Source organism: Rhizobium leguminosarum bv. trifolii WSM2297, assembly GCF_000271845.1.
On the sequence record NZ_JH719393.1, the window covers coordinates 1,497,258 to 1,509,527 of the forward strand.

Here is a 12,270-nt window from a genome sequence, read left to right on the forward strand (position 1 = left end):
AGTTGGGAAATGGATCAATGGAACTGGCCACGCATCGGGATCGAGAGTTTCCGACATTCGTCGATTTGTGCTCAGCCAAAATTTGTACCGCAATATTTCCTGTCGGCGCTTTTGCGAGCACAAGGCTTTCGCAACAACGGGCCGCGGGTTCGGATCCCTTCAAGGCGATCAAGCGAGGTCAACTTTGTCAAAGACGCGACGAACTCTCGCGTGAGCCGGGCTACAAGGTGCGCGTTCGCCCGAATGACCGCAACAACAGATTAAGAGAGACGGCAACCTTGTCGATGTCGCGAATATCCCGCGAATATTGACCGGTGTAGAGTTTGACAATCATGCTGTCGCGAGCAGCGCCGCTGAGTTCGAAATACAGATGCAGGTAATAGGCTTGCTTGTCGCCGCTGCGACTTACGCTCCTTCCTCGCTGAGTGACCTGTCCGAGCTCCGCTTTGAACGGGGCGAAGCCGGGGAGTTTCAGCATGACCGATTTGGATTGAAATCGGGCCATGGTGGGGACTGCAACGACGGCCTTGTCCAGTGCCAGGCTGACGATTTGGCCGGAGACATCGTCGACGACGGCGGGCTCATCGAGCTTGAACGCATGAAACAGGCGCCGGGGTTTCTCAAAGCAGATGAGCGACGCGATGAGCAGGACGACGATATTGATACCTGACCACCAGGCCGCGACCGGCGAAAACTGGCCTTGTACATGCGACGTTTCCGGTACGACGTTGACCAGCAGACCAAGGACGGTGATCGTGACTACGCTTGCGATCCAGGTAAAGCTGTAGCGGTCGAACTGGTTCGACTCATTGCCGCTGCCCTTTGGCGTCACCCTGAACGCCTTGCCGAATGGCCTCACCAGGCTGGAGACCACGGTCGGCAACATGCGGAATGTCGCAAAGGTCCCGACGGCGCTGGAAATCACAGGCAAATAGCGGGTCGGCGTGATCCACAGCATCAGTAGAAAATACGCCGCCAGCAACGGCACCTGATGAGAGACATAATCGGCTATATCAGTGAAATAGAGCGGGAGCAGGCCGAACCAAAGATAGACGATGGGGACGAGCAATATCGTGAAGCGGACCAGGTACTGCACCAGCCATGATGCCGGCAGGAACATGATCCGTTGAAAGAGCGTCAATCCCGGGCCGCGCAGCGGGCCATTATACAGGTAAAGGGTTTGAATACCCCCCTGACACCACCGTTCACGCTGCACAAAATATCCGGTCAGGTTTTCGGCGGCCAGTCCCATCGATAGCCGCTCGTTCAGATAGCGCGTCTTGTAGCCTTTGTTGAGCATCGAAAGAGTTGTCAGCAGGTCTTCTGTGATCGACTCCGTCGGAAACCCGCCGATCGCGTCGACGGCCTTGCGGCGGGCAATCGAGCATGACCCGCAGCAGAAACTGACGTCCCAGGCATCCCGGCTGGGCGCGATCTCGTCGAAGAACAAGCGCTGCTCGTCCGGCCAGATATTCTCCAGGCCAAGGTTTGATTGCACCGGATCGACATTGAAGAAATGTTGAGGCGTCTGGACGATGCCGATGCTGTCATCGCCAAAGAAGGGCAGCGTCCGGCGAAGGAAATGTCGATAGGGAACAAAATCGGCGTCGAAGATCGCAATAAACTCGCCCGAGCTGACTTTCAGCCCATTGTTCATATTGCCTGCTTTGGCATGGCTGTTGTCGCCGCGCGTGACGTGGATGACGTTCTTTTCCTCGCAATAGGCCTTCAGCCAATCTCGGCGTTGATCGTCAAGCACATACACATTCAATTTGTCGGCAGGATAATCCAGCGCGCGGGCGCCGATGATGGTTCGCTCGAGCACGTCGAGCGGCTCATTATAGGTGGGAATGAAAACATCGACAGTCGGCAGCTCACGCTGCTCCCGCGCAAAGAAAACGCGCGCCAGCCTGTCCGCTTCTGCGCTGCGGTCGACGTAGCGGCTCATCAATACCAGAAAAAGGATGACTTCGACGCACGCCAGAATCTCGACGATGAAGAGGATCCAGACCCAGTAGAAACTCGCACCGCCGTCGGGATAGGGAAGCACTGTCTCGGTCAAACGCCAGAACATGTATCGCAGTGCGACTGCTGCGACAAACGCGCAGGTCACCGCCCGTGTCCAGGTGTGAAGGCGCGACCAATTGAACGGCCCCAGGAAGAAGAAGGCCAAAACGACAAAGGTCGGAACCAGCGCTACAAGATACTGAACCACAGGCTTTTGACCCAGTTGGATACGTTGATGCCGTGTTTGGAAAACCGTACCTGCACTGTACGTCCGACCTGGCAGGAGTTCGCAAAGTCGTCGTTCATGAAGGATGGATCGAGGCGAACCCGAATGCGGGCATTGCGTTGTGTCGACGGCGGCAAACTGGCGGCAAAGGAATCGGCCTCGACCGAAGCCGAACTGCCTCTGACGGCCACGACCGTACCTTGGAAGACATCGCTGCGGCCGAACAAGCGCACCTGAGCGACGAGTCCTGGATAAATCTCGTCATAGTTGACCTCAGGGACCAGGATATCCACGAACAGCTCTCGACAGTCGAGAAGGCGCATCAGTTCGTCGTTCAGCACGACGTTGGAACCGTTGACGATACTCCTGGTCCAAACAACGCCGTCGAACGGCGCCATTGCAGTTGCGGATTCAAGGCTGCTGACGCGGCCTGCCTCTTTGACCAGCTGCTTTTGAACTTCGGTCGCTCGTGTCTCGTTTTCCGCGATGCGCGAGTTCAAGTCATTGATGCGAACGACCACCTCGTCTTCACGCTGTCGCGAATAAGGCACGTCATTCTGTCCGTCGCCGAAAACAAAGATACCCTGGCGGACCGCATTGAGCCTTTGTTGCAATTGATCGACAGTCAGATTGCTGATTTCGACCTCGCCGCCGGTCGCAGCGCCGGCAGCACGCGCGGCCTCAACCAGCTTCTGCGTCAGAATGCCTTTTGACTCGAGCTGCATCCGGCGGCTCAGGTCGACCTGGGCGACCAGATCCTGCGCTTGCGACACTTCGACTTTTTTCCGCAGGATTTCGACTTCGCTTTCGAGATTGGCAATGGTGGTCTGCCTGTAGACTTCCAATCTGGCAGACAATTCCTCGCGAAGCGTGGAGAGCTCCTCCCGTTCTTTTTTCAGCGCCGCGACGCGGTCGAGCGCCGTATTGCGATCCGCCTCGAGCGAAGCGAGGATTGCGTGGTTGACGCGGGTATTTCTGATTTGAGCCAGCGATTGTCCCGCTTTGACCGGGCTGCCGACCTTGAGGGGGTCTTCCGCAATCGTGCCGTCAATCGGCGCATTAACGACGGCAAACCGCGCATTGACCGTGCCATCAAGGCTCGTAAAGCCGGTGATCGTCGGCAATGAGATGACAGTCACGAGTGCCAGCAGCAGCAAGCCGACAACGATGCGCGTGATGCGGTGGTTCCAGATCATGTTGGCATCCGACGATATCGCTTCTGCAGCCATCCGTCCCTATCGAGCCGGCACAAACGGATGCAACTCATTCTGGTAATTTAGCGCATCGAAAATTAGTAGACAAGTGATGGTCGTAAAGCTGAGGCAGAAACAAAGTTCGGATGTGGAGGAACCGCCGCGGACGGGAGGCTTGGCATCGTATCGATGCGGCGCAGGGAATATGGTCAAGCCATCTCCGGCGCGGCGCCTGAGGTGATGGGTGATGGGTGATGGGGGTGATGATGGCGTGGGAAATCACTGCGCCGCGCCCGACAGTGCTGCCATCTCATTCAGTCAGAAATGGCATAATTCCACGCGATCTTTTTTCTAGAGCGGTTCAGGTTTTCACGGAAGCGCCGAACCGCTCTAACTTTGTTTTTTCGCAATCCCGGACGGAAAACCGCTTCGCACTTTTCCTGGAATTGCTCTAATGCGGTCGAAGCCTTTTGGTCGCGATCAGCATGACGAGATCTTCGGAGGCATCTGCGAGCTCCAATGCCAGTTCCGCAGCCGTCCATCCACGTTTCTGCAAACTGACGAGCATTTCCACCATCGCGACTTCGACCTCTCGTCTGCAGATCGAAATCGGCTTCAATTCGTTATGTTTCTCATCACATGCGGTGGTCATCGTAGCCTCCGTTCTGCCATAGCAATGGGCAGCGTCAATTCGCCAATGGGTGGATATGGTAAGGGTTGCGTGCAAGCCTCGGCCTTATTACGCATCGACACAGGCGGCCTTAGCCTGCGCGCAACCCCTTCGCGTCCTTATTTGCCGATGTCCGGCCTCAGGAGCGTCTCGCATGAAGTTGAGCAGAGGAAACCCGCCGAATTCCTGTCGTAAGCCGACGCTCGCACAAAGCGCGCACGAATATTGCTCCGATAGTTCACGACCTATCCTCCTCTGCTTGCATATTTTGTTGTGATTATTGTCGTTTCACGTTGAGAGTGCTTTGAAACTGCCTGGCACTGGCAAGTGAGTATTTGGGCTTTCCGAACGTCCTTCGGGGAACTAACCCGTGCTCATTTAGATACAGGAACAGGACGCTATTGTCGTTATCGCCGCATCCCGAAAATTATCGGTCCGTCCATTTCTGCTCGTAATGGAATATGATAAGTAACTTATGCACGTAAGGCTTCAGTCGATTCGGTGTTATCGGATGGCTCGCGGACGTTTCAGCCGCGAAGTCGGTTTTTTGCTGTCAACAGCCCGGATCGGCTTATGCGCTGGGGGAATTGGATGGTTACGGAGTCTGGAGATGACCCCGCTGCTGGACGGGAATGGCCGGCCCACCTGGAGCGGCGGCGCTGGCCGCGCGAACCGTCCACGCAGAAAGAACACCGGGTGGACGTTCCGCCTGCATTGGTGCCCTTGCGATTTTCGACGCGAGACCTGCCGCCGAAAGAACAATTCCAGTCCTGGCGATCACACATGGCGCCGCTTATGGATGTCCATCTGCCGGACGGACAATCAGAGGACGACGGTTTTCTCGCAGAACAGACCGGCTGGCATCTCGGCGATATCCTCATCGTCCAGCAGCGCGCGCAGGCATGCAGCTATATCCGCGATCAGGCCATGCTGCGATCGAGCCCAATCGATCACTGGAACGTTGGCGTATTTCGCAGCGGCCGGGCCTGGACCGAGGCCAATCGCCATGTAACGGAGACCGGCCCGGGGGAGATATTTTTCAGGTCTCTAGGTTCTCCGTACCGTGGGCGGATGACCGATTCAGCCGCGGTGCTCGTCTTCCTGCCCTATGAACTGTTGACCCGTGATGCGGGTCTTCTGCAAAACGCCCACAACATCGCCCTCTCAGGCAGCCTCGCCGAATTGCTCGTCAGCTATATCGACGGCCTGGAAGCGAACCTGGGCAATTTGACGGTGGAGGAGGCGCCGCGGATCATACGGACGATCAGCGATATGGTCGTTGCATGCGCTGCATCGTCGGCAAGTTTGGATCGCGGTCAGGAACAGACCACTATGGGGCTCATGGAGCGGGCGCATCGCTATATTCACCTCAATCTTCATTCAGACAGCCTGACGCCTGATGTCATCTGCCGTGCGCTGGGCATCTCGCGAACCCGGCTCTACCAATTGTTTGAAACGAGCGGGGGCGTCTTCAACTACATTCGCAAACGTCGATTGCTGCAGGCATATGCGGATCTTACCAAGCCGACCGACAACAGGCCGATCTCGGAGATTGCCGAGGCCGCTGGCTTCGACGTTGCAGCCAATTTCACGCGCGCGTTCAGCCATGAATTCGGGCTCAGCCCGCGTGAAGTCAGAAAGACCATAGCAATTGAGCGCCCCGCCATCCCCGCAACACGTTCCATGCGGCGTTTTGGGACAACGATCGGCGATTGGCTAACAACGCTCGCACGTTGATGCGGTGGGCTAAGCTTTCTTCAACTCAGTCTGAGATCCACCCCAGGATACACTTCGGTCAGATGATGCATCGCCTTGCAAGGCAGGCGAGGCGGAACTCAAGGCATTCTTGAAGGTGAGTCCAGCCCCAGGAACCAGGCCCGAGGACATGCTGGAGTCATCTGCGCGAGACCCCGCCCGGTATTGGAACGATCGGGCAGCTTGATCATTTCAGCCGGTTCCCATGAACTCCGAGGCGGTCTCTCGGTAGCCGACCGGCGAGGGCGACTCGAGGTGTCGCGAGTCTCGGATTTAGTGGTCCGGCGTAAGGCGGTGAACCAGGGATCGTAGACGCGGCGCTCTTCGACGGAAGGGACGAGATGGAGAACGAGCCGCGATGATAGCAGTTTCTCCGTGGCGCATATCGATTAGTAAGACAGCTAGCCTTTTGAGGAATGCTTGGTGTCGCAATCGCAAACACTCAATGCCGGTTACGTATGCCGCACGAGGGAAAGGGCTCCATCTCCATCGATCTTGCCGGTGTTGAGTTACGCCTTCTGTTGGAGCGCGTCACCGATCACACCTTGCCGCGCGACCTCTCAGGCAAGATACCGATTGACGAACTCGGATTGCAGGATGGGCACGAACATCCGCTTTTCCTGACGGCAAGGCAGCGCGATCATTCCCGTGTCTGGACGTCGCCGATGTTCGTGACAGTCCGGTAGCTGAGACACACTGGTCAACTTGGGTGCGCCCCGCAAATACCAAGGCGATATAGCTAGCATCTTGTGACCTACCTTCTCGGCCGTTATACTGTTTTTGAAAAACAGTATAACACCGAGTCGGGTTTTGAAGTCCATCGACCTCATGTATCAGACGATGCTCGCCGAGCTAGGTCAGCGCTCGCTCGACGCCGCTTGGACGGCCGATTTCTCTCCGGAAGGTCGGTTCACCCCGGCGAAGATTAAAGGGCGCAAATATTGGTACTTCGACATCCCGGATGGACATGGTGGTACGAAGCGTCGTTATGTCGGTTCTGCTGATGATCCGGATATCACGCAGCGCGTAGCTAATCATAAGCGGGACAAGGACGATCTACGCGCTCGCAGACGCTTGGTAAATACCCTGACCCGCGAAGGCGGGATGATCGCCCCTGACGCCATGTCTGGCGACGTCGTCGAGGCACTTGCCGATGGCGGTCTTTTTCGGCTACGGGGTGTTCTGATCGGCACGGTTGCCTTTCAGTGCTATTCAGGACTTCTGGGCGTCCGCCTTCCCATGGCTGCTATCCTGACGGGGGATGCGGACATCGCCCAGGACTATGCCATCAGTCGAGAGGTTGAAGACAGTCTGCCTCCGATCATTGAGCTGCTGCAGGGCGTCGACGCCAGCTTCCGGCCAGTTCCACATCGATCGGGATCCGCGGCCTCGTCGGCGTTTCAGAATGCCGACGGCTACAGGGTTGAATTCCTGACGTCGAACCGTGGTTCGGATGACTACATTGACCAGCCGGCGAAGATGCCCGCCCTTGGTGGTGCCAGCGCCGATCCACTACGCTTTCTCGACTTCCTCATAAGGGAACCCGTCAGGACAATGCTGCTTCACCGAAGCGGTGTCCCAGTCGTCGTCCCTGATCCATCGCGGTATGCGGTCCACAAGCTCATAGTCGCCAGCCGCCGACACACCGACGGGCAGGAGTCCGCGAAGCGAGAGAAGGATGTTCGTCAAGCTGCGCTGCTCTTTGAAGCCTTGCAGCAGACAAGGCGATCTGCCGACTTGGCGCTCGTCTACAAGGAAGCATGGGAGCGCGGACCTGCGTGGCAAGAAGGTATTCGAACCGGGGCGGGAATGCTGCCGGCTCAAGATGCCGAGCGGTTCAACACGGTCCTGATCGAGGGGGCAAAGAAAAACCGTGAAGACATCGAGCTCCCGTTTGAGGAATAGGTATTCTGCTATTCGAAGAGTTGATTTAATTTATAAATGTGAAGACAAATATGGTGCCTGGAGTTCGAGTCCGCGCAAGACCACGCATCCGCTCCCGCGTCCCGCGCTGAAACTTGCTGCGATCTCAACGACAGGTTTGCGCCAATGCGGGACATTGCGGCCGGCGCGAAGCGCCCTAGTCTGCGATGTGCAAAAGTCCGGAAAACAAGTGCGACTTTAATCGTGAGTTTTGCTGCTGCCCCATAGCTAGATTAGGTTAGCCTTGGTGGGATCCATTGGGTATTTTTCTGGAGATGAAGCATGTTCACTCACGTCATGATTGGAAGCAACGATTTGGAGCGAGCCAGAAGCTTCTACGACGCCACATTCGCTGCATTGGGGGGGCAATCTCGGCGAGATGGATGCGCGAGGCAGGCTGATCTATGCCCACGACGGCGGTCGGCTGATGATTACCCAACCGATCGACGGCAAACCTGCAACCGCGGCTAACGGCGGGACTATCGGTATAGCCGTCGCGAGCCGCGACCATGTTCTCGCGTGGCATGCCGCCGGTACAGCGCATGGCGGCACGGCAATCGAGAGCCCGCCCGCAGAGCGTCCGAACGGGTCATTTGTCGCATACCTTCGCGATCCTGACGGAAATAAATTGACCGCGCGGTCTCAGCCGACGAGATGAAACAGCGTCATTCAGTGCTTGGTGGCCATAGTGATCGATGCTCAAGCGGCAAATAGGCTTGGGAATGTCTGCTTCGGGCGGACCTCGTCATGGCGGCATCGGGCTCCTAGCGGTCATCGAGCCACCGGTCGCCGTTGCTGCAAAAGCGGACACGACGCGGTGAAAACATGTCGCGCGTTTCTCGAATCGACCTCGAACGGCCGCGAAGGGCCCGAATGCGGCTTTAGGCCGAGGTCTCTTTCGCGCCCCCAAGCTTGACCTTTGCAGGCTCTCCAGCGAGTTCCGAACGCAAACGTTGCCGCAGACTGGCGCAGTTGAGCAGTATCCCGACGTCCTCGGGTGGTCGACTTGAGCTTCAGGGCTTCACAAACCGATATGCGAAGCGATCGGTCTCGCCCTTGATTAAGGGATCAAAGACCTTGATCGCGTGTGGATCGTTCCTGTTCGCGAGCAGGGTGCTTTCCCCATCCAGTACGAAGCCGGCATCCTCTACCTCCTCGCGCACGGAGGCAGGGTCGATGCGATGCAGTGACTGGGCATCACCTGTGCCGGCTCCGGCGGCGGCGGCGTGATCGACGATGACGTAGAATCCACCGGGCTTCAGCCGCTCGTAGACAGCTCGATTGAAGTCGGCCGCCGTCGCGCCCTTGGCCCGCATCAGCGCGGTGTGGAGATCGTGGTAGAACAGGTGCAGCCACAGGACATCAGCTGGCTGAGTGACGTCCGGCATTGCCACGAGGTCCGCTGAGACGGCTTCGACGTTTTCCAGGCCTGGCTCTTGCGCGAGCGTTCGCATGAGGCCGACCGGATCGTTCTTGAAGTGCGCGACTTCGGCCGGCACGAAGCTGGTGACTTGACCTTCGGGTCCGACGATGTCGGAGAACAGGCGCGTCCAGTCGCCGTCGCCTGGGTAAACGTCGATGACGGTGGCACCCGCATCAATGCGTGCGAACCGGATTAACTCGGATAGTTTGGATTGGTCGTACATCGGATCTCCTTTACGGTTGGGTATTTGACGAGCGCGCGGCACGCGAGACGGCGATCCGCGGCTCATTCACCTTCGGCGAAAGCTGATGGTTGCAGAAGACTTGCGCTACGTGGGCCCGGAAGCGTCCATCTGCGAGGCCCGGGCCAGCGCTTGCGTGTCGACATATTCCCGGATGCTGGCCAGTCTGCCGTCCCGGACCGTGATGGAAAAGATCCAGTCGTCCTCGAACGGCTTGTTCGTGATTTTGACCTTCCCGCTGGCGAAGCCGACGACGAGAACCCGGTCTCCTTGTGCGACAAACTCCCGGGGCTCCGTGGAGGTTTCCATCGACCTGGATGCCGTCTCCAGCAAATCTGCCAGCCCCGCGTGCCCCCGGTAGGTGCCGGCCAGCGGCCAGTCCTTGCCCGGAATGATCCACTCGAAATCTTCCGCGACCAGCGCCAGCAGAGCCTCCTTGTCGCCCCGGCCGATCGCAGTGAAGAAGTCCTTCACGGTCTGGATGTTTTTTTCAATACTCATGGGAACGTCTCCATCCGTACATCGTGGTCCTGTCGGCGGGGCTGTCGTTTTATCCGTCGAACTTGACCAGATTCTTGAAGATCAGATGACCCCAGCTCTTTCCGCGCGCCTGGACCAGCAGGCCGCCCTCCGACAGCCCGCCAAGCTTGATCGGCGCGAAGCCGAGATTTTCCGCGAGCGCGCCAATCTCGTCTGCGGCAGCGTCGTCGTCGCTCGCCAGGAACACAACTCGCCTGCCGCCATGCGCGGCTGGATCTTGGGCAAGGGAGGCGGCGATCAAATGGTTGAAGCCCTTGACCAGCCTTGCGCCAGAAAAGGCTTGCGCGACGGCCTTGGAAGAAGGCTGTTCTCCCAGCTCCTCAGGGGGCACGCCGTAGGCATTGGTCACATCGATGATGATCTTGCCATCCCAGTTGGAGAGCGCCCTTGCGACATCCGGGTGCGCCTCGAAGCGGACAGCCAAAAAGATGACGTCCGCCTTGACGGCCTCCGCCAGGGTTTTGGCTATGACCTTGGGCCCGATCGCGGCCGCATCAGCTGCAAAGCTTTCCGGGTCCCGCCTGGTTGCGACAGATACTTCGATGCCCTTGCGGGAAAACGCTTTGGCCAAAGCTCGGCCGATATTGCCTAAGCCAATAATTGCATAGCTCATAATGCTTCTCCGATCCTGTGTTGGCGCCGGTTCAGACCTGCGCCCAACCACCATCGACGGCGAGATCTATACCGGTGACGTAGGAGCTTTCATCGGAGGCAAGGAACGTGAGTGCAGCTGCGATTTCCTCTGGCTTGCCCCTGCGGCCCATTGGGATCTGTGACGCAAACTGGGCGACCGCCTCCTCGGCTTGCTCAGCGGTGAGGCCGGTCGTTGTCGCCAAGGCGGGAGTCTCGATCGCGCCGGGGCTCATCGTGTTGACGCGGATATTGCGATCCTTCAGCTCCTGGGTCCAGGACCGCGAGAAGCTGCGAACAGCCGCCTTGCTTGCTGCGTAGGCGCTGAACGCTGGCAGCCCCATCACATTCGAGACCGACGAGTTCAGAATGATCGAACCGCCGTCCTTGAAGAGAGGAAGGGCCTTCTGCACCGTAAAGAACAGACCCTTCACGTTCACATCGAAGGTCTGGTCAAAATGGGCCTCAGTCGCTGCCGCGAGCGGCGCGACCGTGCCTGCACCCGCGTTTGCGAAGAGAATGTCGATGTGACCATGTTTCTCCTTCACGGTGGCATAGAGCCGGTCCAGGTCTTCCAGGCGCGAGACGTCGCCCACTACTGTTGTCACGTTTTTCCCGATAAGGGCCGCGGCCTCTTGTAAGACTTTCTCGCGTCGCCCAATGATCACGACCTGCGCACTTTCTTCCACGAAACGCTTGGCTGTGGCCAAGCCAATCCCGCTGCTTCCGCCCGTGATGACGGCGATTTTACCTTCGAGTGGTTTCATAATATTTTGTCCTTCGTTGTGTGTGAGCTAGGCACGGAGCCGTGCCGGGGTCAGAGTTGGGCCAGGCCGCCATCGACGGCGACTTCGCTGGCGGTCATGAAGCTGCTGTCGTCCGACGCGAGGAAGGCGGCAGCCGCCGCGATCTCCGCCGGATCTGCCATGCGCTGGAGCGGAGTCATCGCGCCGTAGGCCTTCTGGCCGTCCTCTCCGAGCGCTTCCTTTGCAAGTTCTGTCGCCGTCGCGCCGGGCGACAGCACGTTGACCCGGATGCCTGTGCCCTTCAGGTCCTCCGCCCAGGTGCGCGCGAGATTGCGCACTGCCGCCTTGCTGGCGCTGTAGGCGGTGAAACCGGCGGCACCCGTGGTGCCGGCGCTCGATCCGGTGAGGATGATCGAACCGCCTGGACCCATCAGCGGCAACGCCTTCTGGACTGTGAAGATCGTGCCCTTCACATTGGTGTCGAAAGTATCTTGGATATGCTTAGCGGTGATCTGGCCGAGAGGAAGCGGGCTCCCGGCCCCGGCATTGGCGAAGATGACGTCAAGCGTTCCGCGCTCGGCATTCACCGCCGCGTAGAGCCGATCAAGGTCGTCCTCATCTGAGACCGAGCCCTTCACCGCGCGGGCGTTGGGGCCGAGCTCGGCCACAGCCGCATCGAGTGCTTGCTGCCGACGGCCGTAGATGAAGACGAAGGCACCCTCCTCGATGAAGCGCCTTGCAGCGGCGAGGCCGATACCGGTGGCGCCGCCCGTGATCACGGCGGTCTTTCCATTCAGTCTGGTCATGTCATGCATTCCTTGTGTCGCGTCTCGGGTCATCGCTTTGCGGAGACACCCTCCGATAGCCTCGATATGGGTTCGCCGGCGCCAGGCGGTGAGTGCGCAATCGCGCGTAT

General features: G+C 58.5%; 11 protein-coding genes and 1 pseudogene. 4 read left to right on the top strand and 8 right to left on the bottom strand.

Annotated features, from left to right (window positions below; genetic code table 11):
• Positions 1–220: 220 nt before the first annotated feature.
• The 3 genes from RLEG4DRAFT_RS61275 to RLEG4DRAFT_RS61285 form a co-directional block, all read right to left on the bottom strand.
• Positions 221–2,215: a glycosyltransferase gene (locus RLEG4DRAFT_RS61275; protein WP_003576361.1), complete on the bottom strand. Its 1,995-nt coding sequence runs from the start codon at positions 2,213–2,215 to the stop codon at positions 221–223.
• Complete coding sequence (locus tag RLEG4DRAFT_RS61280; RefSeq protein ID WP_003576360.1) at positions 2,197–3,429, bottom strand: HlyD family secretion protein; 1,233 nt, start codon at positions 3,427–3,429, stop codon at positions 2,197–2,199. Before RLEG4DRAFT_RS61280 ends, RLEG4DRAFT_RS61275 begins: the two co-directional genes overlap by 19 nt.
• A 448-nt stretch (positions 3,430–3,877) precedes the next feature.
• Positions 3,878–4,078 (bottom strand): hypothetical protein, encoded by a 201-nt coding sequence (locus RLEG4DRAFT_RS61285; protein ID WP_003576359.1) that lies wholly within the window; start codon positions 4,076–4,078, stop codon positions 3,878–3,880.
• Between the two features lie 609 nt (positions 4,079–4,687).
• Here RLEG4DRAFT_RS61285 and RLEG4DRAFT_RS61290 point away from each other — a divergent pair.
• From RLEG4DRAFT_RS61290 to RLEG4DRAFT_RS61305, 4 genes and pseudogenes are all read left to right on the top strand, one after another.
• Positions 4,688–5,833, top strand: a complete 1,146-nt coding sequence (locus RLEG4DRAFT_RS61290; RefSeq protein WP_037093321.1) for a helix-turn-helix transcriptional regulator — start codon at positions 4,688–4,690, stop codon at positions 5,831–5,833.
• 476 nt (positions 5,834–6,309) lie between these two features.
• On the top strand, positions 6,310–6,537 hold the full coding sequence (locus RLEG4DRAFT_RS61295; RefSeq protein ID WP_037093319.1) for a hypothetical protein: 228 nt from the start codon (positions 6,310–6,312) through the stop codon (positions 6,535–6,537).
• A 124-nt stretch (positions 6,538–6,661) separates the two neighbouring features.
• A complete protein-coding gene (locus RLEG4DRAFT_RS61300; RefSeq protein WP_003576357.1) occupies positions 6,662–7,756 on the top strand; it encodes a nucleotidyltransferase family protein in 1,095 nt (364 codons plus the stop codon).
• A gap of 300 nt (positions 7,757–8,056) precedes the next feature.
• A pseudogene (locus RLEG4DRAFT_RS61305) lies at positions 8,057–8,432 on the top strand (VOC family protein).
• A gap of 355 nt (positions 8,433–8,787) precedes the next feature.
• Here RLEG4DRAFT_RS61305 and RLEG4DRAFT_RS61310 read toward each other — a convergent pair.
• The 5 genes from RLEG4DRAFT_RS61310 to RLEG4DRAFT_RS61330 form a co-directional block, all read right to left on the bottom strand.
• Positions 8,788–9,420 (bottom strand): class I SAM-dependent methyltransferase, encoded by a 633-nt coding sequence (locus tag RLEG4DRAFT_RS61310; protein ID WP_003576355.1) that lies wholly within the window; start codon positions 9,418–9,420, stop codon positions 8,788–8,790.
• A gap of 105 nt (positions 9,421–9,525) precedes the next feature.
• Complete coding sequence (locus tag RLEG4DRAFT_RS61315; RefSeq protein ID WP_003576354.1) at positions 9,526–9,939, bottom strand: nuclear transport factor 2 family protein; 414 nt, start codon at positions 9,937–9,939, stop codon at positions 9,526–9,528.
• Between the two features lie 49 nt (positions 9,940–9,988).
• A complete protein-coding gene (locus RLEG4DRAFT_RS61320) occupies positions 9,989–10,591 on the bottom strand; it encodes an NADPH-dependent F420 reductase (RefSeq protein ID WP_003576353.1) in 603 nt (200 codons plus the stop codon).
• A 31-nt stretch (positions 10,592–10,622) separates the two neighbouring features.
• Positions 10,623–11,375 (bottom strand): SDR family NAD(P)-dependent oxidoreductase, encoded by a 753-nt coding sequence (locus RLEG4DRAFT_RS61325; RefSeq protein ID WP_003576352.1) that lies wholly within the window; start codon positions 11,373–11,375, stop codon positions 10,623–10,625.
• A 50-nt stretch (positions 11,376–11,425) separates the two neighbouring features.
• Positions 11,426–12,160: an SDR family NAD(P)-dependent oxidoreductase gene (locus RLEG4DRAFT_RS61330; RefSeq protein ID WP_003576351.1), complete on the bottom strand. Its 735-nt coding sequence runs from the start codon at positions 12,158–12,160 to the stop codon at positions 11,426–11,428.
• Positions 12,161–12,270: the final 110 nt, after the last annotated feature.